This window comes from uncultured Lutibacter sp. (genome assembly GCF_947493565.1).
Classification (GTDB): Bacteria; Bacteroidota; Bacteroidia; order Flavobacteriales; family Flavobacteriaceae; genus Lutibacter; species Lutibacter aestuarii.
Window position 1 is genome coordinate 101,986 of the sequence record NZ_CANLRG010000008.1, and the last position, 26,366, is coordinate 128,351.

At 27.8% G+C, this 26,366-nt stretch carries 30 protein-coding genes and 1 pseudogene; 20 read left to right on the forward strand and 11 right to left on the reverse strand.

Annotated elements, in window-relative coordinates:
- The first annotated feature begins 3 nt into the window (after window positions 1-3).
- From Q0714_RS11305 to Q0714_RS11390, 18 genes are all read left to right on the forward strand, one after another.
- Window positions 4-951 (forward strand): MBL fold metallo-hydrolase, encoded by a 948-nt coding sequence (locus tag Q0714_RS11305; RefSeq protein WP_298265093.1) that lies wholly within the window; start codon window positions 4-6, stop codon window positions 949-951.
- Window positions 952-1,188: 237 nt separating this feature from the next.
- The gene (locus tag Q0714_RS11310; RefSeq protein ID WP_298265095.1) at window positions 1,189-1,800 is read left to right on the forward strand and encodes a TetR/AcrR family transcriptional regulator; all 612 of its coding nucleotides are present in this window, start codon (window positions 1,189-1,191) and stop codon (window positions 1,798-1,800) included.
- 57 nt (window positions 1,801-1,857) lie between these two features.
- Entirely contained in the window at window positions 1,858-3,096 is a 1,239-nt protein-coding gene (locus tag Q0714_RS11315; RefSeq protein ID WP_367181343.1) for a TolC family protein, read from the forward strand.
- Window positions 3,097-3,101: 5 nt separating this feature from the next.
- Entirely contained in the window at window positions 3,102-3,998 is an 897-nt protein-coding gene (locus Q0714_RS11320; RefSeq protein ID WP_298265099.1) for an HlyD family efflux transporter periplasmic adaptor subunit, read from the forward strand.
- Between the two features lie 24 nt (window positions 3,999-4,022).
- Window positions 4,023-4,388 carry a hypothetical protein gene (locus Q0714_RS11325; RefSeq protein ID WP_298265101.1) on the forward strand — a complete coding sequence of 122 codons (366 nt, stop codon included), beginning with the start codon at window positions 4,023-4,025 and terminating at the stop codon, window positions 4,386-4,388.
- Window positions 4,385-4,852, forward strand: a complete 468-nt coding sequence (locus tag Q0714_RS11330; RefSeq protein ID WP_298265103.1) for a hypothetical protein — start codon at window positions 4,385-4,387, stop codon at window positions 4,850-4,852. The genes Q0714_RS11325 and Q0714_RS11330 overlap by 4 nt, the downstream gene beginning before the upstream one ends.
- Window positions 4,853-4,857: 5 nt before the next feature.
- Window positions 4,858-5,760 carry an ABC transporter ATP-binding protein gene (locus tag Q0714_RS11335; RefSeq protein ID WP_298265105.1) on the forward strand — a complete coding sequence of 301 codons (903 nt, stop codon included), beginning with the start codon at window positions 4,858-4,860 and terminating at the stop codon, window positions 5,758-5,760.
- Between the two features lie 39 nt (window positions 5,761-5,799).
- Entirely contained in the window at window positions 5,800-6,534 is a 735-nt protein-coding gene (locus Q0714_RS11340) for an ABC transporter ATP-binding protein (RefSeq protein WP_298265107.1), read from the forward strand.
- A 121-nt stretch (window positions 6,535-6,655) separates the two neighbouring features.
- Entirely contained in the window at window positions 6,656-7,762 is a 1,107-nt protein-coding gene (locus Q0714_RS11345) for an ABC transporter permease (protein WP_298265109.1), read from the forward strand.
- A gap of 64 nt (window positions 7,763-7,826) precedes the next feature.
- Window positions 7,827-8,948, forward strand: a complete 1,122-nt coding sequence (locus Q0714_RS11350; RefSeq protein WP_298265111.1) for an ABC transporter permease — start codon at window positions 7,827-7,829, stop codon at window positions 8,946-8,948.
- 2 nt (window positions 8,949-8,950) lie between these two features.
- Window positions 8,951-9,403 (forward strand): DUF2141 domain-containing protein, encoded by a 453-nt coding sequence (locus tag Q0714_RS11355; RefSeq protein ID WP_298265112.1) that lies wholly within the window; start codon window positions 8,951-8,953, stop codon window positions 9,401-9,403.
- Window positions 9,403-10,305 (forward strand): hypothetical protein, encoded by a 903-nt coding sequence (locus tag Q0714_RS11360; protein WP_298265114.1) that lies wholly within the window; start codon window positions 9,403-9,405, stop codon window positions 10,303-10,305. The genes Q0714_RS11355 and Q0714_RS11360 overlap by 1 nt, the downstream gene beginning before the upstream one ends.
- An 82-nt stretch (window positions 10,306-10,387) precedes the next feature.
- Window positions 10,388-11,701: a TolC family protein gene (locus tag Q0714_RS11365; RefSeq protein WP_298265116.1), complete on the forward strand. Its 1,314-nt coding sequence runs from the start codon at window positions 10,388-10,390 to the stop codon at window positions 11,699-11,701.
- Entirely contained in the window at window positions 11,698-12,798 is a 1,101-nt protein-coding gene (locus tag Q0714_RS11370) for an HlyD family efflux transporter periplasmic adaptor subunit (protein ID WP_298265118.1), read from the forward strand. The genes Q0714_RS11365 and Q0714_RS11370 overlap by 4 nt, the downstream gene beginning before the upstream one ends.
- On the forward strand, window positions 12,795-14,030 hold the full coding sequence (locus Q0714_RS11375; RefSeq protein ID WP_298265120.1) for an FtsX-like permease family protein: 1,236 nt from the start codon (window positions 12,795-12,797) through the stop codon (window positions 14,028-14,030). Before Q0714_RS11370 ends, Q0714_RS11375 begins: the two co-directional genes overlap by 4 nt.
- Window positions 14,030-14,716, forward strand: a complete 687-nt coding sequence (locus tag Q0714_RS11380; RefSeq protein ID WP_298265122.1) for an ABC transporter ATP-binding protein — start codon at window positions 14,030-14,032, stop codon at window positions 14,714-14,716. The genes Q0714_RS11375 and Q0714_RS11380 overlap by 1 nt, the downstream gene beginning before the upstream one ends.
- Before the next feature lie 32 nt (window positions 14,717-14,748).
- Window positions 14,749-15,621, forward strand: a complete 873-nt coding sequence (locus Q0714_RS11385) for a restriction endonuclease (RefSeq protein WP_298265124.1) — start codon at window positions 14,749-14,751, stop codon at window positions 15,619-15,621.
- Window positions 15,602-16,177, forward strand: a complete 576-nt coding sequence (locus Q0714_RS11390) for a Pycsar system effector family protein (protein ID WP_298265126.1) — start codon at window positions 15,602-15,604, stop codon at window positions 16,175-16,177. Before Q0714_RS11385 ends, Q0714_RS11390 begins: the two co-directional genes overlap by 20 nt.
- A 22-nt stretch (window positions 16,178-16,199) precedes the next feature.
- Here Q0714_RS11390 and Q0714_RS11395 read toward each other — a convergent pair whose 3' ends face one another.
- The 5 genes from Q0714_RS11395 to Q0714_RS11415 form a co-directional block, all read right to left on the reverse strand.
- Entirely contained in the window at window positions 16,200-16,907 is a 708-nt protein-coding gene (locus Q0714_RS11395) for a LytTR family DNA-binding domain-containing protein (protein ID WP_298265128.1), read from the reverse strand.
- Window positions 16,907-17,935 carry a sensor histidine kinase gene (locus Q0714_RS11400; protein ID WP_298265130.1) on the reverse strand — a complete coding sequence of 343 codons (1,029 nt, stop codon included), beginning with the start codon at window positions 17,933-17,935 and terminating at the stop codon, window positions 16,907-16,909. Before Q0714_RS11400 ends, Q0714_RS11395 begins: the two co-directional genes overlap by 1 nt.
- A 39-nt stretch (window positions 17,936-17,974) precedes the next feature.
- Window positions 17,975-18,280, reverse strand: a complete 306-nt coding sequence (locus Q0714_RS11405; RefSeq protein ID WP_298265132.1) for a DUF4907 domain-containing protein — start codon at window positions 18,278-18,280, stop codon at window positions 17,975-17,977.
- Between the two features lie 120 nt (window positions 18,281-18,400).
- A complete protein-coding gene (locus Q0714_RS11410) occupies window positions 18,401-19,387 on the reverse strand; it encodes a kelch repeat-containing protein (RefSeq protein WP_298265134.1) in 987 nt (328 codons plus the stop codon).
- A 17-nt stretch (window positions 19,388-19,404) separates the two neighbouring features.
- Window positions 19,405-20,256 carry a DUF6268 family outer membrane beta-barrel protein gene (locus Q0714_RS11415; RefSeq protein ID WP_298265136.1) on the reverse strand — a complete coding sequence of 284 codons (852 nt, stop codon included), beginning with the start codon at window positions 20,254-20,256 and terminating at the stop codon, window positions 19,405-19,407.
- A 237-nt stretch (window positions 20,257-20,493) separates the two neighbouring features.
- On the opposite strand from Q0714_RS11415, the gene Q0714_RS11420 reads away from it, so the two are divergent.
- A complete protein-coding gene (locus Q0714_RS11420; RefSeq protein WP_298265138.1) occupies window positions 20,494-21,813 on the forward strand; it encodes a DUF4270 family protein in 1,320 nt (439 codons plus the stop codon).
- A 5-nt stretch (window positions 21,814-21,818) separates the two neighbouring features.
- A complete protein-coding gene (locus Q0714_RS11425; RefSeq protein ID WP_298265140.1) occupies window positions 21,819-23,048 on the forward strand; it encodes a hypothetical protein in 1,230 nt (409 codons plus the stop codon).
- Window positions 23,049-23,060: 12 nt separating this feature from the next.
- Here the strand turns inward: Q0714_RS11425 and Q0714_RS11430 are convergent, their stop codons facing one another.
- The 6 genes and pseudogenes from Q0714_RS11430 to Q0714_RS11455 all read right to left on the reverse strand — a co-directional run bounded on the left by Q0714_RS11430 (window position 23,061) and on the right by Q0714_RS11455 (window position 26,278).
- A complete protein-coding gene (locus Q0714_RS11430) occupies window positions 23,061-24,176 on the reverse strand; it encodes an ATP-binding protein (RefSeq protein WP_298265142.1) in 1,116 nt (371 codons plus the stop codon).
- A gap of 266 nt (window positions 24,177-24,442) precedes the next feature.
- Window positions 24,443-24,670 (reverse strand): annotated as a pseudogene (locus Q0714_RS11435) (ATPase); the annotation flags it as partial.
- Between the two features lie 20 nt (window positions 24,671-24,690).
- On the reverse strand, window positions 24,691-24,921 hold the full coding sequence (locus Q0714_RS11440; protein ID WP_298265144.1) for a helix-turn-helix transcriptional regulator: 231 nt from the start codon (window positions 24,919-24,921) through the stop codon (window positions 24,691-24,693).
- A gap of 315 nt (window positions 24,922-25,236) precedes the next feature.
- Window positions 25,237-25,719: a hypothetical protein gene (locus Q0714_RS11445; RefSeq protein WP_298265146.1), complete on the reverse strand. Its 483-nt coding sequence runs from the start codon at window positions 25,717-25,719 to the stop codon at window positions 25,237-25,239.
- 175 nt (window positions 25,720-25,894) lie between these two features.
- A complete protein-coding gene (locus Q0714_RS11450) occupies window positions 25,895-26,041 on the reverse strand; it encodes a hypothetical protein (protein ID WP_298265148.1) in 147 nt (48 codons plus the stop codon).
- Window positions 26,042-26,278 (reverse strand): GNAT family N-acetyltransferase, encoded by a 237-nt coding sequence (locus tag Q0714_RS11455; protein ID WP_298265150.1) that lies wholly within the window; start codon window positions 26,276-26,278, stop codon window positions 26,042-26,044.
- Between the last annotated feature and the right edge of the window lie 88 nt (window positions 26,279-26,366).

A 26,366-nucleotide genomic window follows, 5' to 3' on the forward strand; every position in this document is an offset into this window, starting at 1 on the left:
ACTATGGGTATTAAAGTAAAAATTATTTCCTTTTTCAGCTTAATCATATTAATTGTCCAATGCGCTTGGTCAACAAATACTAACTCCAATTTTGTAGTAACCTCTATTGCTGAAAATGTTTATAGTATTATATCACCATCCATTGGATTACCTACTCCTGAAAACAAAGGATGGAATTCCAACATTCATTTTGTGGTTACTAAAAGCGGGGTGTTACTTTTTGATACAGGATCTTCTGAGTTAATTGGTAATAAAATTAAGAAAGCAATTAAATCTATTACAAATCAGCCTGTTCGTTGGGTGGTTAATTCACATAGCCATGCAGATCATTGGTTAGGAAATGCAGCATTTGCTGATGCTGAAATTATTGCCAGTAGTCAAGCCCTGGAAACAATGAAAAAGTATGGCCAAGATGATGTAGCGTTTTATTCCAAAGTGACCAAAGGCACAATTGGTACTACGCATCTTATTTATCCTAATTTATTATTGAATTATCCTCAAAAGCGTACTTTTGGAGGTGTGGAAGTTGAGTTTATTTTCGCTAATAATGGACATTCTCATGGAGATATTTTAATGTGGCTACCTGAACAAAAAATTATATTTGGAGGTGATGTGTTGAGTTCAGATTGGATGCCAATGATTACAAGTGATGGAAATGTTCTAGGGTTGATCAACACACTTAATACCATAATAAAATTAAACCCAACTATTGTGTTAACAGGACATGGTAATGTAACTACGCTAAAGTCAGTGATACGAGACGCTAATTTATTATCAAGTGTTTGGAAACAAGTAAAATTAGATTATAACAACGGCTTGAAACCTAATAAAACTCTATTAAATCTGAGAGTTAAACTAGTGTCAAAATATGAACCTTTATACAAGGATTTTGAAACGGAAATTGATCGTATTGTTAAACTGATGTACCAATTCCAGCAAAAAAATCATTAAGAAAATAAATGGCAAAATTTAAGTGCTTAAAAAATTATTAGTACAACATAAAAGTATCTAAGAATTTAACTTCGTAAACGATAATTATACACTCCTTAAATTAACTTTCTCCTTCTTATCTTTAAACATTTAGTTAAATAATTTGTTAAATTTTTTAATAAAAACAAAACTTATTTTGAAAATTAAAAATTAGTTGTTACGTTTGTTAACTAAATGGTTAAACTAATTAGTTTATATATGAATTTAAAAAAACATAGCTCAACAGAATCAAATATTTTAAATGCAGCTAAAGAAATATTTGAGCGTAAAGGAATGGCAGCTGCTAGAATGCAAGAAATTGCAGATGAAGCAGGTATTAATAAAGCAATGCTGCATTATTATTACAGAAGTAAACAATTACTTTTTGAAGCTGTTTTTAAAAAAGCGTTTTCAACTTTAGCTCCACAGTTAAATGATATTATAAATGCAGATAATAGTTTATTTGATAAAATAAAAAACTTTACTCATAATTATATAACATTTATTATAAAACACCCTTATCTCCCAAATTTTATTATACAAGAACTTAATAGAAATCCAGAATTTATTGAAAAACAACTTTCAAATAAATTACCCAATATTGAAAAGTTTAGAAATCAAATTGAAAATGCAGTCAAAGACGGACATATAAGACCTATAAAGGCTGAGCATTTATTTATTAATATTATAGCATTGAACATTTTTCCATTTATCGCTTCACCGCTATTAAAAGGATTTTTAAAAGTTGATAAAACTACTTTTAAAGAATTAATGGAAGAAAGAAAGACTGAAGTAGTGGATTTCATTTTAAATTCTATAAAAATCAAATAGATGTTTTGTCAAACAAAAAATAATTATAAACAGATGAAAAAAATAGCTACACTCCTAATGATATTTTTTGCTATTAATTCTTTTGCACAAGAAAAAATAAGCTTAAAAGAATGCTATATACTAGTCGAAAAGAATTATCCTTTATCAAAACAGAATGACCTTTTGACAAAACAAAATATTTTGGAAAAGGAAATAATTAAGACTGGTAAATTACCACAAATTGACTTCGAATCAAAAGCTACTTACCAATCCGAAGTCATAGAATTACCCATAAGTTTACCAGATGTAAACATTACACCACCTAATAATGATCAATATCAATTAAATTTAAACGTAAATCAACTAATTTATGATGGTGGGCATACAAATGCAGCACTTGAAGAAAAAACAGCTTCTTTAAAAACTCAACAAAAACAAGTTGAAGTAAATTTATATCAACTAAAAGAACGGGTGAATCAACTTTATTTTTCAATTTTATTGTTGCAAGAAAAGAAAGCCTTATTACTCGCTAAAAAAAATGAATTAGCATCAACATTAAAAGAGGTTAATGCTGGTGTAAAATTTGGGACCTTACTCCCAAATTCTGAAAGTGTTTTAGAAGCCGAACTACTTAAGGTAGATCAACAATTTATAGAGTTAGATAAAGATAAATTTAGCTACATCAAATCTCTCTCTCAATTAATTGGAGAAAACATTTCTTCAGAGATTACATTAGACAATCCTGAAATTTCATTAGATTTTAATACTGAAATTAATCGTCCAGAATTGGATTTATTTAAATTGAAAAAAAGTCAAATTAAAGCTTCAGAAAAATTAATATCTAAAAAAAATAGTCCAAAACTTTTAGGTTTTGCCACAGGAGGATATGGAAATCCCGGATTAAATATGCTCGACAATTCTTTTCAAGCTTACTATTTAGCAGGAATAAAATTAAAGTGGAACGTATTTGACTGGAATTCTAATAAAAAACAACTTAAATCATTACAAGTAAATAAAGAAATTATTGATACCGAACAAGAAGTTTTTGAACTTAACACCTCTATTGAATTAACAAAACATGAAGCTGAAATTATTAAAATATCAGAAATTATTGAATCCGATAAAAAAATTATAAGCCTAAGAAAAAAAATATTAAAAACATCCGCATCTCAATTAAAAAACGGTGTTATTACAGCTTCAGCTTACATTACTGAGTTAACTAATCTTTATGAAGCTGAAAATAACCTAAAAGCACATTACACACAACTGTTATACTCAAAAGCAAATTATAATACCACTAAAGGAACTAAAAATTAACACTTATGAAAATTAATAAAAATATATTTGGACTATTTCTAATTGGAACCTTTCTTTTAAGTTGTAAAAAAAATGAAAAAGCAGATGGATATGGAAATTTTGAAGCAACAGAAATAACGATTTCAGCAGAAAATAGCGGAAAATTAATTCAATTTACTGCAGAAGAAGGACAAATTCTAAAAAAAGGAGCCTATGTTGGTTTTATAGATACAATTCCATTGAGTTTGAAAAGAGATCAATTATTAGTGCAAAAAACAATTATCAGTTCAAAATCAAGTAATGTACTATCTCAAATTAGCGTACTTAATGCTCAATTAAAAACTGCAACAATTAACAAAAATAGAATTGAAAATTTAGTTAGAGAAGATGCAGGAACTCAAAAACAATTAGATGATATTAATGGTGAAATTGAGGTAATTCAAAAACAAATTAAAAGCATTCAAAGTCAAAATTTACCAATAATTAATGAACTTAAAAGCATTGATGTACAACTCAAACAAGTAAATGACTTACTTCAAAAAAGCTATATAATAAACCCAGTCAATGGAACAATTTTATCAACGTATGCTGAATCTAAGGAAATCACATCCTTTGGTAAACCTCTTTACAAAATAGCAGATTTAACCAACATGAAATTACGCGTTTATATTAGTGAAAATCAACTATCTAATATTAAAATTGGGCAAGAAGTAATTATTAAAATTGATGAAAAAGATGCTATGAAAAATTACTCTGGTATTGTAAGCTGGATTGCTTCAGAAGCTGAGTTTACGCCAAAAATTATTCAAACCAAAGAAGAACGTGTAAACTTAGTATATGCTGTAAAAGTTGATGTAAAAAATGATGGCAGTTTAAAAATTGGAATGCCAGCAGAAATGTGGATAACTAATAAATCCGAATAACAATTTTATTAAATTATTAAATAAATGAAATTTAAGTTTAAAATAGCATCAATATTAGCCTTTATTTTAGGGTTGCTATCAATAATAGCAGGTTCAAAAGTATTATTTGAAATTGACATAAAAGCATACACCGTTATCAAATGGCTGGTAATATATAATGTTGTGTTTGGATTTATTTCAATTATAACCTCATATTTAATTTGGTCAAAACATCAATTATTAAAACAAGCTGTTCTTTTTATACTTATATCACATAGCTCAATATTGCTATACCTCTATTTTTTAAATAAAAGTGTAGCCTCTGAAAGTATTAAAGCTATGCTTTTTAGAGTAGGAGTTTGGCTTATTATTTTTCTCTTAATTATTAATCATAAAATTAAAAAACCATGAAAAAATCTATTCAACTATTTTTAGCAATAACCGTACTTTTTAGTGTAATTTCTTGTAAAAATTCAACAGAAAAAAAGTCTAAAATACCACCAAAGCAACCTCAACAGACAGAGGAACATCAGCACACTAATTCAGAAGAATTACAATTAAACGATGGAGAATTATGGAAAGCCAATAAAGAAACAACTGAAGGCATTCATGCCATGCTCCAAATAATGAGCAACTTTACAGAAAAAGACAATCCAGAAGCTTACGCTCAGCTTAAAAAAAGTTTAGAAACAGAATTTAGTACTATTATAACCAAATGTACTATGACAGGTGAAGCCCATAACCAATTACATATTTTTTTAGTTCCGATGAAAGATTTATTTGATGGTTTAACAGCAGAACCTATCAAAATAAACAAAGAAAGTTTTGAAAAATTACACACACATTTAACAGAATACAAAAATTATTTTGAGTAAGGTTTATGAGTATTATCATAAAAAATATCAATAAATCATTCAATCAAGTAATCGCGGTAAATGACGTTTCTTTTGAAGTTAAAAAAGGTGAGTTGTTTGGGTTAATTGGACCTGATGGAGCAGGAAAAACAACTATTTTTAGAATACTTACTACTTTATTATTTGCAGATAAGGGATTTGCCAAAGTTGCTGGATTTGATGTTATAAAAGACTATAAAAAGATAAGAAGTAATGTAGGTTATATGCCTGGTCGGTTTTCATTGTATCAGGATTTAACTGTAGAAGAAAATTTAACTTTTTTTGCTACCATTTTTGGAACAACCATTGAAGAAAATTACGATTTAATAAAAGACATTTATATCCAAATTGAGCCTTTTAAAAATAGAAGAGCAGGGAAATTATCTGGAGGAATGAAACAAAAACTGGCTTTATCCTGTGCATTAATCCACAAACCCAAAGTGCTGTTTTTAGATGAACCAACCACAGGTGTTGATCCAGTTTCAAGAAAAGAATTTTGGGAAATGTTAAAACGCTTACAACAAAAAGGCATTACAATATTAGTGTCTACACCCTATATGGATGAAGCCGCTTTATGCGACAGAATAGCCTTAATTCAGAATGGCAAAATATTACAAATAGATGACCCTAAAGAAATTGTAAAACATTTTCCAACAACAATCTACGATATAAAGGCTAATAATATTTATAAACTGCTGTTAGCTTTAAAAGAGTATAAACATAGTTATAGTGTTTATCCCTTTGGTGAATTTGTTCATTATACCGACAAAAGAGATGCTTTTGACACTAAAGAGCTTTTTCAGTTTTTAAAAGACAAAGGATTAAATAATATTATTATTCAGCCAACAGAAACTACAATTGAAGACACCTTTATGGAGTTAGCTAAATAAATCTAATATCTAAACATCTACTTGACATAAATTAAAACGATGATAGAAACTAATGTAATCCAAGTTGAGAATTTAACTAAAAAATTTGGCGATTTTATTGCCGTAAATGCCATTACTTTTGAAGTAAAAAGAGGTGAAATATTTGGTTTTCTTGGCGCCAATGGGGCTGGTAAAACTACAGCTATGAAAATGCTTATTGGAATTTCAAGCCCTACTTCTGGAAATGCAAAAGTAGCCGATTTTGACGTTTTTACGAATTCTGAAGACATAAAGAAAAATATTGGTTATATGAGTCAAAAATTCGCTTTATATGACGATTTGACTGTGAAAGAGAACATCACATTTTTTGGAGGAATTTACGGCTTGTCTCGTAAGAAGATTGAAGAAAAAAGACAATTGTTAGTGGAAGAATTAGGTCTACAGAATATTGTGAATGAACTAGTTGGATCTTTGCCATTGGGCTGGAAACAGAAAATAGCATTCTCTGTAGCGTTATTACACGAACCAAAAATTGTTTTTTTAGATGAACCAACAGGAGGTGTTGATCCAATCACTAGGCGGCAATTTTGGGAAATGATCTATAAAGCGTCCAACAATGGCACTACAGTTTTTGTCACCACACATTATATGGATGAAGCTGAATATTGTGATCGTGTTTCAATTATGGTTGAGGGAAAAATTGAAGCTCTAGATACTCCCAAAAAACTAAAGGAAAAGTTTAAAGTAAATTCTATGAATGATGTGTTTTTAAAATTGGCACGAAATATCGAGTAAAAATAAAGAAAAATAATAATTGAAATGTCATTGAGAACTTAACATAATGAAGTTTGGCAATCTCCTATTTAAAAATTTAGATTGCCCTTCGTTTCAATCTAAATGATAACAATATAGCTATATGAAACGATTTACCGGATTTATAAAAAAAGAATTTTACCATATTTTTAGAGATACGCGCTCATTATTCATTCTTTTTGGAATGCCTATTGCACAAGTAATGCTTTTTGGTTTCGCTATTACTAATGAAATTAACAACGTTGATATTGCGTTCTTCGACAAATCAAAAGATGTCACTACTCAAGAAATTATTAATAAAATTTCAGCTTCAAAATATTTTACCAATAAGCAAATCATTAAAAATGATAAAGAGATTGAAACGGTATTCAAAAAAGGAAAAGTAAAAGCTGTTTTAATTTTCGATAAGGATTTTAGCGAAAAGCTAACAAAAGAAAATAAAACTACGGTTCAAATAATTACCGATGCAACAGATCCAAACACAGCTAACACTATTAACAATTATCTTAGTTCAATTTTGAAAAACTACCAATTGGTAATTAATCATCAAATTAAACATTCTCCTCAAATAAATCCTGAAACTAGGCTAATTTACAATCCAGAGCTAAAAAGTGTTTTCACATTTGTACCTGGAGTAATGACAGTTATATTAATGTTGGTTTCGGCAATGATGACTTCAATATCCATCACTAGAGAAAAAGAAATGGGTACAATGGAAATATTGTTAGTATCTCCAATAAAACCATTTCAAGTTATTTTGGGTAAAGTATTCCCTTATATATTTTTATCAGTAATTAACGCTGTAGTTATTGTTTTACTCAGTATTTTCATATTTAAAATGCCAGTTGAAGGAAGTTTGTTTTTACTGGGATTTGAAAGTGTGTTATTCATCATAAATGCATTATCGTTGGGGATCTTAATTTCTACAATCTCTTCTACACAACAAACTGCTATGATGATTTCATTAATGGGATTAATGCTACCTGTAATTTTACTTTCAGGGTTCATTTTTCCAATTTCAAGCATGCCTTTCCCATTACAAGTTATTAGTCATATAATTCCTGCAAAATGGTTCATCATCATCATTAAAGCAATCATGCTTAAAGGAGTTGGGTTGAGTTTTATTTGGAAAGAAACTCTAATCATATTATTTATGACTCTAATTTTTATAACTATAAGCATTAAAAAATATAAAATTAGACTGGAATAATATTGACTTAAAAGAATAGAGAGAACTATTTTCTCTATTCTAAACAAATAATTTCAAGAGAAAAATGAATACAATTTTATACATCGTTCAAAAAGAATTCAAGCAAATATTTAGAAATAAAGGGATGTTACCTATTATTTTTATATTACCTCTACTACAACTATTAATCTTATCAAATGCTGCAACTTTTGAAATAAAAAATATAAAATTTTCTTATATTGATAATGATAAAAGTTCAAATTCAAGATTGTTAATTGAAAAATTTGATGCTTCTACATACTTTAATGTGATATCTAATTTTTCTTCAATAAAGGAAGCTAAGGCGGCAATGTCAAAAGGAGAAGTCGAAGTAATTTTAGAAATTCCAATTAATTTTGAACGTCAATTATCAAATCATAAAGATACAGATCTTTCCATAACAATAAATGCAATTGATGGGGCAGCAGCAGGAGTACAAAGTGTATATATCAATCAAATTGTACAAACATTTAACAAAAATATTACCATATCATTATCAACCCCAACAGAAAACAAAAGTTCTACTAAAATTATTGAGTCTATTCCTTCCTTTTGGTATAACATTACATTGAATTATAAAACATTTATGGTTCCTGGTATTCTGGTTTTATTAGTTTCTATGATTACTTTATTTCTATCTGGAATGAATATAGTAAGAGAAAAAGAAATAGGAACATTAGAACAAATGAACGTAACGCCAATAAAAAAATCTCAATTTATTATTGGTAAGTTGTTCCCTTTTTGGATTATTGGATTTGTTTTATTAACCATAGGACTTGTTATCTCAAAAATCATATTTAATACTCCTATGGTAGGAAGTCTTTGGTTGATTTATTTTTATACAGCAATTTATCTTTTGGTTATTTTGGGTATGGGACTATTTATCTCAAATTTTACCGATACACAACAGCAAGCCATGTTTATTGCCTGGTTTTTTATCGTAATTTTTATTTTAATGAGTGGGCTTTTTACTCCAATTGAGAGTATGCCGTATTGGGCACAAATTTTAACTGAATTTAACCCCATAAAATATTTTGTAGAAATTATGAGAATGGTAATGCTAAAAGGATCAAATTTTGTAGACATCATACCTCTATTAATAAAAACACTCTTTTATGCAGTAATTATGAATGGTTTAGCCGTTTGGAGTTATAAAAAAACGAATTAAAAATGATAAAAAAAACGCTATTTGTAATAATTATTTTTTCCATGTTGTCTTTTAACACATCAACAATTGAAAAAACGTATTCCTTAACAGTAAAAGCAGAAGGGCTTAGAAACTCTAATGGAGAAGTTATCTTTGCATTATACAATAAAGATGGTTCCATTCCTGATGAAAAATATAAAAAATATTTTAAAAAGGGAGTTTCTATAATTGATAAAGATAATACTACTACTTATACTTTTACAAATTTACCAAAAGGAAGTTATGCTGTAAATATTTTACATGATGAAAATAAAAATGGTAAAATTGACAAGAAATTTCTTCTACCAATTCCAAGTGAAGGCATAGGATTTTCAAATTATGAATCCATTGGAATGTCAAATCGCCCTAATTTTTCTAAAGCGAGTTTTCTAGTAAAATCTGATATTCAAAAAGTTATAAAAGTAATTTATCTGTAATGAAATTAGCTAGTCGTCTACTGTTTATCATTGGTTTTGTCGCAAACGTTGCGCTGGCGCAAACAAATGGGGATGCCACATCAATCCTTAATTTGGATAAAATGGCACAGATTAATCAAGGCGATAGCTATGTAACGTTTCCGTTTGATTTCGGAAATATAGAACCGCTTATGTTTGAAGCAAATGTAAGTCCAAGTTTTAAAATTCGGGAACGTAAGGATTCCAAATTAATGGGTGTCCTTACAAGCCAAATTATTATCAGGATGTATGATGAAACCTCGTATCCTGTAAGAACGCCTAGCTATATACCACAACTCACACTTTATTTTTTAACAGGAAACAAGCTAGCCTCAAAGAAACTGACGTTGTTCGGTCGATTCGCACACCATTCAAATGGCCAAAATGGAACTTTCTATAATGAAGAAGATGGAGAAGTAAATTTGATGACTGGAAACTTTGCCACTAATTTTGTAGAATTTGGCCTAATCAAATCATCTTTTAGCAAACGTTTAAATGCTTTCAAGTTTTTTAAAAGTTCTATTGAAATGCACCCAAAAAGCTGGATGCTTGATGAAATGCAGGGGAAATACAGCGGATTACGTTGGCACAATACTTTTATAGCCTATAAACTTCCTATAGATGATGGGGCTAGTAAAAGTCGAAAGGCAAATTTTTCATTAAAGGCTGAAACTAGCTTGATGTTAGATAATATAAATAATCAAGATACCTTTGATATAAAAAGGTTAAATGCTCGCCTAACATTTTACTATCATCCAAAATTTTTGGAAGACATAGGATTGTTTGTCCAATTTTACCATGGTATGGATTATTACAATATTTATTTCAATAAACAAATTGATATTATTCGATTCGGCATAATGACCGAAATACTAAGATTCTAAAAATTAAAAATGATTAAAACCTCATAATAAATCATCAAAAAATTATAAAATTTTTTAGAATCAATAAATCTAATATAATAAAATGAAAAAAATTTTAATGCTCTTTGTTTTTCTTTTAGCTAACCTGTTTTTAATCGCTCAAAAAAAATTGGAGTTTAACTCAGTTGATTCCCTTTTTAAATATGCCGAAAACTATAGTTTTAAAATAAAAACTGGAGAACAACAAGTTCTTTTAGCAAAATGGCAAAAAATATCTGCACAAGCTGGTTTGGTAAATTTTAGAATGCAAACTTCTTTTTCATTAACAAACAATGTTAAATTACCTATTACATATTTTCCTTCAGAAGCATTTGGAGGTGAGCCTGGTACTTTTAAAGAAGTAACAACTGGACAGAAATTCAAAGGAAATTTGAATTTTTCTCCTCAAATAGACCTTATCAACCCTATAAGTTGGTCAAAGTTAAAAAGTGCTAAAATTAATTCTAAACTTACCGATATAGACAATTTGATTGTAAAAAAAGCACTTTTTGAATCCATTTCAGCAAGCTATTACAATATTATTTCTTTAAAAGAACAAATTGAAATCTCTCAAAAAAACCTGTTTACAGCCGATACTTTACAAGCCATCATGCAAAATAAATATACCGAAGGAATTGTACGCCAACAAGATTTAAATGATGCTACCATAAACAAACTTTCTTTAGAAGATAAGCTAAAACAATTAGAAATATCTCTCAACCAACAGTATTACTCTCTTAAAGTTCTTTGTGACATTCCACAAAATGAAGAGCTCTCCATTACTGAAAATGCAAATTATAACCAGTCATATAAAATTGGGCTACAAGTAAACAATCAATTAAAACATAAATCATCATTGTTAAAAGCCGATTTAGCCAAAGAGGATTTGAGAGCAAATAGATTGGTCCAATACCCAATCGTTTCTATTGTGGCTTATGATGGTTGGCAGCAGAACAGTAAAAATGAATTTTTTGACCCAAACAGTAATTGGGTAAACTCTCAATATATTGGATTAAAACTAAGCATGCCGTTTCCTGATATTAATAAGTTTACACTTACAAAAAGTGCTAAAATAAATAAAACAATTTTAGAATTAGAAGCTGAACATACAAAACAAGAAAATGAGATTGCTAATATTCAATTGATTTTAGACTATGAAAAAGCCTATTCTCAATTTAAAACAGCTAAACAAATTTTTTTGTTAAAAGAAGAAAATTATCAAATGGCATTAAATCAATTTAACGCTTCTATTCTTTCTTCTGATAAACTTCTAATTGCTTTTGACGATATGTTAGTCAGCAGATTTAATTATAGTGCTTCTTTGGCAAATTTATTATATACAAAATCAAAAATTGAAATTAACAATTCTATACAATGAGAGATTCAATAAAAACCATCTTCTTTTTTACAAGCCTGATTTTAATAGGTTCTTGCGGAAAACAAATAACTGAAACCAAACCAATTCGTAAAGACGTTATCGAAACTGTTTTTGCTTCGGGAGTTCTTGTGCCAGAGAATCAATATAATTTAACTTCATTGTCTGATGGATATATCAAAAATTTGAATATTAATGAAGGAGATATTGTAACTACAAATCAACTATTGGCTATTGTTGATAATGAACAAAGCATTATTAACGCCCAAAGTGCTGATAAATTATTAACCATTGCAGCTGCCAACACAAATCCAAATGCACCTGCCCTTAAACAAGCGGAAATTAATCTTGAACTTGCCAAACAAAAACTTATTCAGGATGAAAAACAAGAAAACCGCTATAAAAAATTATATAAATTAAACAGTGTTTCAAAGTTGGAGTATGAAAACATTGCTTTAAACTTAGAGAATTCTAAAACCAATTTCCTATCACTTAAAGAGAATTACAAACTACTTAAGCAACAAGCAGATCAACAATTAATTATACAAAAATCTCAAAAAGATGCGAATAATGTTTCTAAAAAATACAATGAAATAAAAGCCATTGTTAGTGGAAAAGTATATGAATTGAAAAAAGAATTAGGAGATTATATTAGAAAAGGAGATATTATCGCAGTGATAGGAAATGAGGAAAAATTGTATGCTTTATTAAGTGTTGATGAAAGTAATATTTCAAAAGTAAAACTTGGGCAAACAGTAATCATTCAACTAAATACACAATTACAGAAAAATTACAATGGAATTGTAACCGAAATATATCCATCATTTGATGAACAAACACAATCGTTTTATTGCAAAGTAGTATTTGAAAGTGAACTAGACTTTAATATTTCTGGAACGCAACTTCAAGGAAATATTATTATTGAAAGTAAAAATAATGTTTTGGTTATACCGAGAAATTATCTTGGATATGGCAATAAAGTTAAATTAAAAGGTGGCTCTGAAACAATTGTTGAAACAGGTTTTATTTCTAATGATTGGGCAGAAATAGTTAACGGGTTAGATGAAAACACCATAATTATAGCAGATAAGACAAAATGAAACTAAATATAAATTCAGAAATTGCTTATACACATTTAATTACACGCAAAAAGCAAACCATAATAGCTGCTTTAGGTGTAACTGTAGGGATAGGAATATTTATTTTTATGATTTCATTAGTTGTTGGTTTTAACCGCTATTCTGACGAAGCACTATTTAAAGCTGAACCTCATTTAAGAATATATCAAGATGATACTTTAAGCAGACCATTAATAAAACAAATAAAACCAAACTACACAACAATTATAATTAATCCCAAAATTGCCAATTTATCTAATACACTTGTTAATCCTGAAAAAATTATAGCCGATTTAAAAAAACAAGACGATATTGTTACCGTAACTCCGCAGGTTTCTGTTAATATTTTTTATAATAATGGGATCTCTCAAATAAATGGAGTTTCTTCCGGAGTAAATATTTTGGAGGCCAACGCTATGTTTGATATACAATCTACTATGTTGGCTGGAAATGTTAGAAACCTTATGTCAACACCTAATGGAATATTGATTGGGGTAGGGATTGCCGAAAAGTTAAACATTCAATTACATGATAATATAAATATTACTTCCTCAATTGGAGTGGTAAAAATGATGAAAGTTGAAGGTATATTTAAAACTAGTAATTCTAATATTGATTTAACAAAATCATATATAAATCTAGCCATTTCACAACAGCTAATGAAAAAAAGCTCAAGCTATTTGACCGATATTTTGGTAAACATTGAAGACCCAAACGACGCTCCTAAATTTTCAAAACAACTACAAAATTCAACAATTTATAAAGTAGAAGACTGGCAGTCTGCAAATGAACAATCAATGTCTAACAAAAAAACAAGGCAGGTTATGTTCGGTTCAATTTCATTGGCTATTTTATTAGTTGCAGCTTTTGGAATTTATAATATCATCAATATGACTATCAAAGAAAAACTAAATGATATTGCCATTCTTAAAGCAACAGGATTTTCGGGAAAAGATGTGATAAATATCTTTTTAAAAGAATCGTTGATTATGGGAATTATAGGAACATCATTTGGACTATTAATGGCTACTGGCTTAATTAAACTTGTGAGCGGTATTTATATTGGTGGCGATAGAGAATATTTCCCTATCGGCTACGAGACTCCGATATTTATAATTGGTGCTATCCTAGGAGTTTTAATCACTTTAGGGGCTGGCTACTTTCCTGCAATTGGAGCTGCCAAAATTGATCCCATTGAAATATTTAGAAAATAATGGAAAAAAAAGTTATTCTTCAAACCAAAAAAATAAGTAAAATTTTTTACCAACCAATAAAGTTTAAAGCTTTAGACGATATATCGTTTAAAATATTTGACAGTGAATTTATTACGATGGTTGGAAAATCTGGTAGTGGGAAATCAACTTTATTATATATTCTTTCCACAATGGATACAGATTACAAAGGAGAATTATTTATAAATGAAGAAAAAATTACCGGACAAAAACCTAATAATCTTGCTACTATCAGAAATAAAAATATTGGATTTGTATTTCAATTTCATTATCTCCTTCCTGAGTTTTCATGCTTAAAAAATGTTATGATTCCAGCACTAAAACTAGGAATATTATCTTCCAAAGAAATAGAAGAACAGGCTTATCAAAAGCTAGATCTTTTAGGAATAAAAAACCAAGCCTTAAAACCAGCATCTAAACTTTCTGGAGGACAGCAACAAAGAGTTGCTATTGCAAGAGCTTTAATTAATCATCCAAAAATTATTATGTGTGATGAACCTACAGGAAATTTAGATAGTAAAAACACAAGTATTGTTCTTGAAACATTTCACCAATTATCACAAGAATTTGGACAAACTATTATTGCAGTAACTCATGATAATGATTTTGCCAAAGCCTCCAACCGAATTATTGAAATGACCGATGGCAAACTTATTAACAATTCCTGAAATTATTTTTATAAGTATTAAAATAAAAAAACATGCAAAAAAATTTAATATCTGTCAAAAAAAGTTCAGGAGAAATAGAACCATTTGAGATACAAAAACTTGAAGAGTCATTAAAAAATTGTGGTGCGTCTAATCAAGAAGTTAGTACAATAATAAAAAGTGTACATCCTATGATTTATAACAATATTTCTTCTGATGTAATCTATGAAAAAGCTTTTTTTATATTAAAAAAAATCAATAATGTATCCGCTTCAAAATATAGCTTAAAAAAAGCCTTATTTGATTTAGGACCAACAGGATACCCTTTCGAAAAATTAGTAGGGGCTTTATTAAAAGAAAAAGGCTTTAAAACTAAAGTCGGTGTTACATTAAACGGTGAATGTGTTACACATGAAATTGATATTCTAGCACAAAAAAATGGAAATTCTTATGCCATTGAGTGTAAGTTTCATTCGAACTCAAAAGCCGTAAGTAATATTAAAGTTCCATTATATATTAATTCCAGATTTTGGGATATTCAAAAACAGTGGAATTCAAATGTGAAAAACAAAACTCATCTAAAACAAGGTTGGTTAGTGACTAATACAAGATTTACCCAAGATGCCATTAATTATGGTAATTGTATTGGCCTAAAAATGTTGTCTTGGGATTACCCTAAAAATAATGGAATAAGAAAAAATATTGATGAATTTGGTTTGTATCCTATCACTGTTTTAACATCTTTAAAAAAGAATGAAAAAATACAACTCATTAAAAATAATGTGATTTTAGTTAAAGAAATAATAACAAAACCTACTGTTTTAGATGATTTAAAAATTTCATATCATAATAAACTCAAAATAATTGAGGAAGCAGAAAAACTGTGTGACATGAAAATTACAAAATATGAAAAACGAAGAAAATAAAATTGATTTATTAAAAGTAAAAAAAGAAAAGTTACAAAAATTTGATGCTCGTGGCGTACAAACTCTTTTTAGAAATGTTTCAAGAAATCATTATACACTTTTAAATATGGTTGATAATAAAGCCAAAATTATTTTAACAGTAAATTCTATAATAACCTCTTTATTTTTTGGCCTTCACTTTGTAAGTTATGACACTAGAGATATTATAATTAACTTGGGATCCAAAATACTGGTAATCAGTAGTATGCTATCAATGATTTTTGCTCTACTTAGTATGTTACCTCACCGCTACTTTGGAAAGTCATTTAATGAAAGTGGTTATAAAGGGGCTTTATATGCTGAAAATTTTTCGAAAAATTCTTTAACTGAATTCAAACAAGAATTCAAACGCATCATGAAGAGAGGGCAAAATATTTATGATGAGATGATAGATGATCTCTATTTTTTAGGAAAAGTTATTTCTATAAAACAAAAAATTTTAACCTTATCAGTCTTTGTTTTTTTGATTGGATTAATCACCACGATTACTTATACTTTATACACTCTAAACCAATAAAATTTAAATTATATTAAAAAAATTATACTCCAATTCTCCTTATAAATTCCTCTCTGTAATTTTGCCCTATTGGTATTCTTATCTCATCAATAAGTATTCTATTTCGTTGTACAGATTTTATATATTTAAATGAAACAATATATGACCTATGTACTCTAATAAATAAATTTTCTGGTAATTTTTCTTCAATATTTTTAAAGTTACTTAATGTTAATATTGGCTTATGTGAAACCGTAAATATTTTTATATAATCTTTAAGACCTTCAAAATATTTTATATCTTCAAAATTTAATTTTATATTTTCATATTCAGATTTCACAAAAATAAAACTTGGAAAGTTTTTTTTCTCAATGTCAACTTCCCTTTCCTCATTTTTTAATAAGTAGATTTCTTGTGCCCTACTAACAGCTTTCAAAAAACGATGAAAAGGTATAGGTTTAACCAAATAATCAAGCGCGTTTAAATTAAATCCTTCAACTGCGTAATGAGAATAAGCAGTTGTAAAAATAATCAAAGGAGTTATTTTTAAAGACTTCATAAATTCAATTCCTGTAAAGTCAGGCATCTCAATATCTAAGAATATTAAATCAATTTTGTTGTTTTGAATAACTGTAACAGCCTCAAATGCATTGGAACAACTACTAATTAATTGTAAACTTGAAATTCTAGATATAAAATCCTCCAACAATTCAATTGCCAATGGTTCATCATCTATTATTAAACATCTCATTACTTTTTTAATTTTAAGATTAACGCAACATTGAATAAGTTATTAGATTTTTCAATGATTAAATTATGAGAATTTGGATACAATAAATTTAATCTATTTTTAATATTTTCTAGTCCAATTCCTGAACTAAAATTACTATTTTCTTTTTGAGAAATATAATTACTAACATTTAAGCTTAAATTATTTCCTTCAACAATAATTCTTACATCAACAAATGTTTTTCCTGTAAAATCTGTTCCATATTTAAAAGCATTTTCAATAAATGTAATGAGTAGCAATGGTTCAATATTATGATCTAGGTTTCCTTGAATATTAATACGAACTCCACTTGAATCCTTTAACCTTAAATTTTGTAAAGAAATATAATTTTTTATATAATCAATTTCATTTTGTAAAGAAACAAGTCCTTTATTTGTTTCATAAACCATATAGCGCATTAATTCAGCTAATGTGATTATTGCATCAGTTGTAAGATCTGACTTCTTATTAGCCAAAGAATAAATACTATTTAATGAATTAAATAAAAAATGAGGATTTAATTGTGATTTTAAAAACGATAATTCAGCATTAAGTTTTTGAGTTTCTATTAAATTTTTAATTTTTTCATTTTTATACCATTCCATTGATAATTTAATACTTAAACTAATCGCAAATAATAAAAAAATTACAATTCCTTGAATAAAGCCTTCAAAAAAAAGTTTTTTATTTTGAAAATCAGAAAATTTTTCAACGTTAGAAATCAGTTTAATAGAAGGTAAAACATTTAAATAAATAAATAAAAAAAATAAAAAAAAAGTAAATGAAGTAAATATGTACAATCCAATTTTTTTATTAAGTAATAATTTTGGAACTAAAAAGCTGAAATTCAAATAAAATATAACTATGTTTAAAAATAATCTATAATAAAAAAAATCATCGTTGGGTAAATAGTTAAATTTGTTATAAAAAGCACTTAAAACAATTAGAACTACAATCAACCAAGATAGTAAATGTAAAATAACTGAAGGTGCATTTTTTATATTAAACATCCCATAGTTTGTTATATATTAAATCAATAATAGTAAAAATTAGTCAAATATAATTCCTTTAGTTTCAAGATCTTTTTTAGTAACACTTGGTATTTTATTATGTTCTAATTTATCAATTATCAATTCTCCTATAATTTTTGCTTCTTTTTCAGTTTTAAAAGGTTTGTTATCTGTTATCCCTGGAATAATATCTTGTTTAATAATTATTTTATTCTTAGTTGATATTTTATATCCCCAACCATTAGTTAATTTAAAAGTTTCTAAATGATATTTTGTTTCAAATGTATTATAAAATTTAAGAATAAATAATAACACTAATACTATAATAATTACATATTTTTTCATTTAAAAAATTATAAAATAAAGTTTAATAAAATTGAATTCTTAAAAATAAAAGTTATTTAAGCATCCTCATATGGAATTTATGGGTTACTTTAATAACTTTACAAACAATCACAACAGTATTTAATCGTCTAAATCACTTTCTAAATCAGGACGATATTCCCAATTATCATCAAAATAGTAGCTTCCACTTCTACCCATCAAAACAAATGCTCTATCAGAAAAAGAGAAGGCTACAGCATCTTGTCTTGCAGTTCCTTCATAGCTAGGTCTATCCTCCCAAGTATCTGTTAAGGGATTGTACTCCCATAAATTAGTTGTAATACCTGATGCTTCACCTGTTGTTATGTATCCATAACCATTTAAAGAAAAACCAACCCCATTTGATAATAATATTACGTAATCTTCATCTTCATCATCTAAATCTTTTAAACGCTTCCAAGTTTCAGAAATTCCATCAAATTCATAAAAATCATTTTGATACGCTCCATTTTGTATCCCAGTTCCTATATATGCTTTTTCATTTATTACAAATACAGTTGCATCTTTTCTTTTGTTACCTCCAAATCCTAATAATTGAGTCCATTCATTTGTTATGTCATTGTATTGCCAAAAATCTTTAAGTTCGCTACCATCATATCCCGTACCTATATAACCTTTGTCAGAGACTGAAAAACCAATAGCGCCTGTTCTAGCTGTACCTCCAAAATCTGCTTTTTGTATCCATGAGTTAGAGACTGGGTCATAACTCCAAAAATCTTTTAATTCGTCATCTCCATCATAACCTGTCCCGAAATACCCCTTTCCGTTAAGTGCAAAACCTACTGCGGCTGTTCTAGGAACTCCAGGAAAATCCGCTTTTTGAACCCAATAATCTCCATCTTTATCATATTCCCATAAATCATACATATAATCATCTCCATCGTAACCAGCAACAATATATCCTTTATTTCCAATAACAAATGCAGCAGAATTAGCTCTTGAATATCCATCAAAAGATGAACTTTCTAACCAATTTCCCATATCATCATCATCATCTGTTGAACAACTTACTAGAACTATCAATATACATAGTATAGTGCTTTTAAAAATCATTTTTTTTAAATTCATAAACTTTATTTTTAATTTTATAATAAATCTAATTTCAAATTAAACCCAATAAAAAAGCTATCATTTGTTTTAAATTTATAGACGCTTTTATTATTATTTAACAACTCATATTTTGAAGAAAATTGATAACCTATATCAAAAGATAAATTCCAAAATTCATCAACATCATGAGAATATTTAAACCCAGACAGCATCGATTGATATTTTATTTTATCACCATTTTTATTTGCGTCAAAAATTAAATTATCACTAATATTTGAATAAAATCCTTTTGGCTTTAAATAAAGGTTTGCACTATTTGTTTTATTAATGAAATATTCAATTTTTGTAATTGGCATTCCTAATGTGTATGAAACAGAATTATTCAAATTTCTTGAATAACTTAAAATTGGTATTGCCTTTTTTGTTCCAAAACTAGTATTATAAACTATTCCTATATGAATGTGATTATTTTTATTCAATCTGTTAAAAATCAAACTACCATTAATAAAAAAGTCATCAATGGTTAATTCAGATTCAAAATTTGAAGATATTGTTGGAGAAATCCTAGTTTTAATACTCCATTTATTATTAATTAGATGAGAATATCCTAATGAATATTTAAAGGTTTTAAGATTTTCAATAGTATTAGTTTTTATAGTTTCATCTGAATTATAATCTAAATTATAATTTGAAAATAATAAGCTGTTGGTTAATATTCCTTTTTTTAAAGAAAGGGGTAAATTAATAGTAATGGAAGCGTTTTTGAATCCAACTGAATTGGAGTTGTTAAGTGTCGAACTAATATTAGCTTCAAAAGTTTCAACTTCTTGAGCTTTACCTTTAGTTGAAACAATCATTAATAAAAATACCCCTAACCTTAAGTACATTGATCTAAAACTTATTATTATGACACAAAAATATGTTGTACCATTTAATTAAGGATAATAAGATATACAAACTGCAAAAATCTATCTACCTACCTACATACTTCTTCTACTAAACTTCATAAGTATTGTAAATCAGCACTTTAACATTTAATTAACGCTTTTGTAGATGCTTTTTTAAATTTTATATATTTTATTATTTAAAATTTTACCTTTAAAATACATTTGCCAAAAAAAATAATGAGAAATACTATAATTTTGTTATTTATAGGGTTTTGTATTCTAATATCTTGCAATGATGATTCTAAAGAATATTTAGTTGGGGAAGATTTTATTAATTTAGACTCTAAACTTGTCCTAATTGATACTTTAACCCTACTTACCGCAACAATTCAATCTGATTCTATAATAACTTCTGGAACAAATAGAATATTAATTGGAGCCATTAAAGATCATGAATTCGGAGATTTAAAATCACAAAGTTATTTTACATTAGCTCCAAAAGAATTTTATATTGATGAAAATTCAATTTATGATTCAATTGCACTTATTTTACGTTATGATAGGTATTATTATGGTGATACAATTAACCCACTATCTTATAACGTACATGAAATTATTGATGATTTTGAGCCTAAAGACAAAGATCAAACACAATTTTACAATACGTCATATTTAAATTTCAAGGATGAAATATTAGGGGAAAAATCATTCATTCCTTACCCTAATAAAAAAGACTCCATCAATATAATCTTAAATCATAGTTTTGGTGAAAATATTTTCAAAAAAATTCAAAATAAAACAATTGAAAATATAAATGATCTAGAAAAAATATTTAAAGGGATTACAATTATTCCTAATAAAACTAGTAATAATGTCCTAGGTTTTAAAACTCGTATTAATAGCGAGTTGGGTGCTTCAGTAATAAGAATGTATTATACTTTAGATGATGGTCTAAATTCTGACAATGATCGCTTTATAGATTTTGAAATTCGTGAAATTTTTAATAATATTTCAAATAATAAAAGCTCCACCTTATTAAGCCCTATAACAGATAGTGAATATATTTTACCAAGTATAGATACTAATAATCAAATGTATATTCAAGCAGGTACAAGTCTCAATATGAGACTTGAAGTTCCCTTCATTAGGGATTTAACTTCCCTTGAAAGTGAAAATGGTGGAACGGTAATGAATGCTACTTTGAAAATGTATCCTAATCCCGATAATCATGGTTCAAAAATATCAGCAATAGATTCTCTTAAAGTTCTTATTATCGATAATAAAAACAGAATTATAAAACAAGTAATTGGACCTGATGGTAATCCTCTTTATGCTACCTTAAAATCTTATGATGAAGAATTAAATTTTGATTATTATTATTCAGCAGATATTACTTCTTTTATTGAGGAAATTCAAACAAGTACTTATTTAACCAACTATGCTTTATTATTTCAAATGCCTAATAATAATAAATCAGTTGATAAACTTTCAATATATGATAGTGCATCAAACAAAGAAAGTAGAATGAAAATTGAATTAATTTATTTACTGTATTAACCTCTATGAAAACCAAAACTATTCTCTTATATTTTATTTTCTCTATAAACTTAACTTTAAATGCACAAAGTGATTTTAGCTCTCCATATTCAATTTATGGCATTGGAAAAGAGAATTTAAATTTTTTTGGAGGATTTTCAGCAATGGGAAATTCAGGTATTGCTTATAGGTCTTCCTCAACCACAATTAATAAATCAAATCCCTCCTCATTAACAACAATTAAAAAAAATTCTTTTTTATATGAATTAGGTTTTAACAACACTTATTCATTGAAATTTGATAGTGATGTAAGTCAAAAAGAAAACAATTTTAATTTTACTCATTTAGCCATGGCTTTTCCAATTAATAAATATTGGAATATGAGCATAGGCATACAACCATATAGTAAAGTTAATTATGAAATAGACATAATACAACCCATTGAAGGCAGTATTAATAATTACAAAACAAAAATTATTGGTTCAGGAGGCATTAATGAAATCTTTTGGGGGCATGGATTTAAAATTAACAATAATTTATCATTCGGAACTGAATTCGTTGGTTTATTCGGATCAATAAGTCAAGAACAGTGGTTAAATTACGGTTTAAGCTCTACTTATTTAAATGATAAAAATGTTTATTTTAGTTTAGGTGCAACTTTAGGAGTTCAATACACTTTAGGCAGTAAAACAACCTTTGGTGCTACAATTAATTTCCCAACCATATTAAGAGGAGCTGAAGCTACTGTAGGCACAAAATCAAGTAGGATAATTTCTAGTGAATTTAACCAAAATGCAGATGATTTTAACTTACCCTTAAAATTGGGTTTCGGAATTAGCTCTCAATTAAATAAAAAAATTTTAATAAACGTTGATTACAGAATAAAATATTGGGAAAACACAAATCAAACCAATAATGCATCTACCTATATCAATCAATCAATATATGCTATTGGAATTGAATTTAAATCTCCTTCTAATCATACTAGCTATTTTGGTAGAATCAAATACAGAGCTGGTATAAATTATGATTCTGGCTACTTAAACATCAATAATAAAAATATTAATCGTTATAGTTTTTCTTTAGGTCTAGGTCTTCCCACCTCAAAAAGTAACTTTTCATCTTTTATAAATTTAAACTATTCCTATGGGAAAGAAGGAACAACCGATAGGGGTTTAATCCAAGAAAATTTTCATAAGCTGTCTCTTAACTTAAGTATGTTTGGAAATTGGTTTCAAAAACCTAAGATTTTTTAAAAAATTAATTTATCATTTTAAGAATTCCCTAAAATTCTCTTTCGTAATCACTTTCACTTCTGTATTGTAGGTATTTACAAACGTTTTAGGAATTTTAATTTTACTTTTTGGATTCCATTTTATTTCAAATCCTGTAACTTTTCCTGCATTTTCCTCCACATAATCAATTTCTTGTTGCTGCACGGTTCGCCAGAAATAGCCTTTAGATAATGAACTAGTATAGGCGTTGTATTTTAATCTTTCTGCTATTAAAAAATTCTCCCAAAGATTACCTTTATCCTGACGAACTTCTAACGGATTTAAATCACCAATAATCATATTTCTAACGCCTGTATCATAAAAATATATTTTTTGATTGGTTTTTATTTCATTTCGTAAGTTTTTACTAAAACTTGGCAATTTGAAAACGACATAGGCTTGACAAAGTAAATCAATATAATTAGAGACAGTTTTTTTATCGATACCTAGTAATTGAGCAAGTTCATTATAACTCACTTCGCTGCCTATTTGAAATGCCAATGCGCGCAATAACTTTTCTAAAATTTCAGGTTTGCGAATACCCCCATAACTCAATATATCTTTATAAAGATAACTATCTGTTAATTGTTTTAAAATGTCTTTTTCATCCCCAAAGTTATTGATAACATCTGGGTACATTCCGTATACAACGCGAAGCTCTAGTTGTTGTTGTGCTTTTAAATAACCAACATTATCTTCAAACTCATTCCACGAAATAGGATATAATTGATACTCCCATTTTCTTCCAGTTAAGGGTTCTTGTGTTTGGTTATTGAGCTCAAAAGCAGACGAACCACTTACCAGCAGTTGAACAAGTTTAAGTTGATCTGTGATTAACTTTAGTGTTAGACCAATATTTTCAATACGTTGGGCTTCGTCAATAAACACAACTTTATAGTTTCCTATAATATTTTTAAGCTGCTCTATATTAGGGTTCGTAAGTAGTTTTCTAACCGTTGGATCATCGCCATTAAGAAATAGATGTTCTTCATCCTCTAATAATTTATTAAAAAGAGTAGTTTTACCTACCTGGCGAGGACCAATTAAAAGAATAGCTTTACCTTTACCAAAACGATTAACAATTAATTTTTCTAAGTCTCTTTTTATCATAATTAGCGATTGTAATCCCCAAATATACTATTTTTTAGGGATTATATTCCGCAATATTTAGATAAATTTTAAAATACCCTATTATTTATATCCCTATCTAATTACTAATTAAACTGAACCATCCAATTACACATTTTACTATAAGGTATAAAACTGGTATTAAGTTACAAAAAGCATTGGAGTTTTTCAACATTGTTTATTTGAGAGTCTTCGTAAATTAAAATTCAAAGATTTGGCAATACATTATTTTAGTGCCAAACCTTTGACTAGTTTCTCTTATCCCCACTCCCCCTATCAAAAGCTACCAAATTAAACAACTGTTGCATTCTTGAACGCACTCGATTTCCATAATGTTCTTCAAGTTCTTTAGCATTCAAGTTGGTAGTGCAATGCGTTTTAAATCGGTATTTTAAAAATAAATCGTGACGAGAAAGTAATACCTCGCCCATTACATTGCAATCTTTTCCAAAAAAACGTCCAATGGGTTCTATTCCTTGTCCTAAAAAAGTAATTCTCATTGATGTATTTTGTTAAGTTTTTCAAATATTATCTTCATAGATACATCAAGCCCTTTCGCTAATTTGTCAATATTTTCGAGAGAAATGTTTTTTTCTCCTCGTTCAATCATTCTAATATATGTTCGATGTAAGTTTGAACGAAAACCTAGTTCTTCTTGAGAGATGTCTTTTTCCTTTCGAAGTTCCCTAATTATTTTTCCAAAATTCAGGGATAATTCTGTGTTCATTAAGTATACTATAGTTAGCACAAAGTAAGTTTAATATTAATTTCTTACTACATACTAAGGTTAGCAATTCAATGTTGTTGGAATTTTAACTCTTTTAGTTTTTGAACTTTGAAATTTAGCAAAGGGAAAAACCAAAAGTGCTAAAATATACGGCTGGATTCAGCTTGTGTACAACAGTATAAGCTCTGATTTCGGCATGGAAAATGTCGGAGACTTTTCCACTGTTGAAATCAAGGTGGTTAAAAATACAACAAACTTTTTTTATTAAACGAAAAGCCACACTGAATTATTAGGTATTGTTGGCATACGTTAATTTTATTCTGTTTTATTTATAAAGTTCATTTTGACTCCCAAACAATCATTAAATTCAGATTCACAGTTTAGTTCAAATCCACTTTTAGTTATCACTCCACTATATTTTAAAATATTTTTTGAGGTTCCAATTAAAATTTCTCTGTCAAGTTGATTTTGTGTTTTAATTATTTTCATTTGAGAGTTCTCATAAAGCTTCCTTTCTCCAATCTCAAATTGAATATTATTTTTTTTAATAATCAGTTTACTCATTTTGACTTTATAGAAAAAGACTCCGTGTTCATCTGAACTTTCAGTTCCGAAATAAAATCCATTTAATTTGTTGTCTAATGTGTCAATTACTATGTAATGATTTTCAGCTAACTCGTTACTTTTATATTCGTAAAATCCAATTAAATCAAATTCTATTGTTTCATTGTTCGATTTTTTCTCTGAATTACAGCTAAAGAGACTGAGTAATATTATTAATATGGATATCTTTTTCATAATTTATACCAACCTGATATATACTTATATCAAATAATTTTTTATCTTATTTTAATTAAAGAATAAATGTACTTTTTATGGTGCTTATTGTTTTAATAGTGCAATTTTTTGCTTGTTAAATATACTCATTTTAAGGTTTAGAATTATTCTATTTTAGTGAATCCAACAATTTTGGTTATACATTATTACTTGCTGTACTTTTATTTTTCCAGTTTTCAAATGTCATTTCAAATTTTATTTCTCCTTTTCCGTGAGTTCCAACTTTTTTCCAATCCGATTTTCTATAAAAAATTTCTGCTCTTGTGTTTGGTGCAGTTCCCAATCAAACATTTTTAGAAGTTTTATTAAAGTACCAATTTAACATCAAGTCGTGTAATTGTCTTCCAATTCCTTGTTTGTCATGGTTAGGGTGTACAAATAGTGCCCAAATATTATTTTCTATTAAGTCCACTAATGAAAATCCAACAATTTGATTGTCAATTTCACACACCCTGCCTATTCCTCTTATTGTAATAAATTCCAAACAATAAGTATCAGTTACTAATTCAGGACGGGTCATTATGTGTGGTAACGTGTTTATATAAAATTAGTTGCGTGCTTTAAGCAACTAATTTAGCAAATACAAACCGAATAGAAAATTCGCGAAG

Bases quoted from the DNA above. Each gene is read 5' to 3' on its own strand.
- Q0714_RS11400 (WP_298265130.1), bottom strand. From the start codon at position 17,935: ATGTTTAATATAAAAAATGCACCTTCAGTTATTTTACATTTACTATCT.
- Q0714_RS11350 (WP_298265111.1), top strand. From the start codon at position 7,827: ATGAATACAATTTTATACATCGTTCAAAAAGAATTCAAGCAAATATTT.
- Q0714_RS11395 (WP_298265128.1), bottom strand. From the start codon at position 16,907: ATGAGATGTTTAATAATAGATGATGAACCATTGGCAATTGAATTGTTG.
- Q0714_RS11410 (WP_298265134.1), bottom strand. From the start codon at position 19,387: ATGAATTTAAAAAAAATGATTTTTAAAAGCACTATACTATGTATATTG.
- Q0714_RS11390 (WP_298265126.1), top strand. From the start codon at position 15,602: ATGAAAAACGAAGAAAATAAAATTGATTTATTAAAAGTAAAAAAAGAA.
- Q0714_RS11355 (WP_298265112.1), top strand. From the start codon at position 8,951: ATGATAAAAAAAACGCTATTTGTAATAATTATTTTTTCCATGTTGTCT.
- Q0714_RS11430 (WP_298265142.1), bottom strand. From the start codon at position 24,176: ATGATAAAAAGAGACTTAGAAAAATTAATTGTTAATCGTTTTGGTAAA.
- Q0714_RS11415 (WP_298265136.1), bottom strand. From the start codon at position 20,256: ATGTACTTAAGGTTAGGGGTATTTTTATTAATGATTGTTTCAACTAAA.
- Q0714_RS11380 (WP_298265122.1), top strand. From the start codon at position 14,030: ATGGAAAAAAAAGTTATTCTTCAAACCAAAAAAATAAGTAAAATTTTT.
- Q0714_RS11340 (WP_298265107.1), top strand. From the start codon at position 5,800: ATGATAGAAACTAATGTAATCCAAGTTGAGAATTTAACTAAAAAATTT.
- Q0714_RS11315 (WP_367181343.1), top strand. From the start codon at position 1,858: ATGATATTTTTTGCTATTAATTCTTTTGCACAAGAAAAAATAAGCTTA.
- Q0714_RS11425 (WP_298265140.1), top strand. From the start codon at position 21,819: ATGAAAACCAAAACTATTCTCTTATATTTTATTTTCTCTATAAACTTA.
- Q0714_RS11365 (WP_298265116.1), top strand. From the start codon at position 10,388: ATGAAAAAAATTTTAATGCTCTTTGTTTTTCTTTTAGCTAACCTGTTT.
- Q0714_RS11370 (WP_298265118.1), top strand. From the start codon at position 11,698: ATGAGAGATTCAATAAAAACCATCTTCTTTTTTACAAGCCTGATTTTA.
- Q0714_RS11420 (WP_298265138.1), top strand. From the start codon at position 20,494: ATGAGAAATACTATAATTTTGTTATTTATAGGGTTTTGTATTCTAATA.
- Q0714_RS11360 (WP_298265114.1), top strand. From the start codon at position 9,403: ATGAAATTAGCTAGTCGTCTACTGTTTATCATTGGTTTTGTCGCAAAC.
- Q0714_RS11325 (WP_298265101.1), top strand. From the start codon at position 4,023: ATGAAATTTAAGTTTAAAATAGCATCAATATTAGCCTTTATTTTAGGG.
- Q0714_RS11405 (WP_298265132.1), bottom strand. From the start codon at position 18,280: ATGAAAAAATATGTAATTATTATAGTATTAGTGTTATTATTTATTCTT.
- Q0714_RS11305 (WP_298265093.1), top strand. From the start codon at position 4: ATGGGTATTAAAGTAAAAATTATTTCCTTTTTCAGCTTAATCATATTA.
- Q0714_RS11335 (WP_298265105.1), top strand. From the start codon at position 4,858: ATGAGTATTATCATAAAAAATATCAATAAATCATTCAATCAAGTAATC.
- Q0714_RS11320 (WP_298265099.1), top strand. From the start codon at position 3,102: ATGAAAATTAATAAAAATATATTTGGACTATTTCTAATTGGAACCTTT.
- Q0714_RS11330 (WP_298265103.1), top strand. From the start codon at position 4,385: ATGAAAAAATCTATTCAACTATTTTTAGCAATAACCGTACTTTTTAGT.
- Q0714_RS11445 (WP_298265146.1), bottom strand. From the start codon at position 25,719: ATGAAAAAGATATCCATATTAATAATATTACTCAGTCTCTTTAGCTGT.
- Q0714_RS11385 (WP_298265124.1), top strand. From the start codon at position 14,749: ATGCAAAAAAATTTAATATCTGTCAAAAAAAGTTCAGGAGAAATAGAA.
- Q0714_RS11440 (WP_298265144.1), bottom strand. From the start codon at position 24,921: ATGAACACAGAATTATCCCTGAATTTTGGAAAAATAATTAGGGAACTT.
- Q0714_RS11345 (WP_298265109.1), top strand. From the start codon at position 6,656: ATGAAACGATTTACCGGATTTATAAAAAAAGAATTTTACCATATTTTT.
- Q0714_RS11455 (WP_298265150.1), bottom strand. From the start codon at position 26,278: ATGACCCGTCCTGAATTAGTAACTGATACTTATTGTTTGGAATTTATT.
- Q0714_RS11310 (WP_298265095.1), top strand. From the start codon at position 1,189: ATGAATTTAAAAAAACATAGCTCAACAGAATCAAATATTTTAAATGCA.
- Q0714_RS11375 (WP_298265120.1), top strand. From the start codon at position 12,795: ATGAAACTAAATATAAATTCAGAAATTGCTTATACACATTTAATTACA.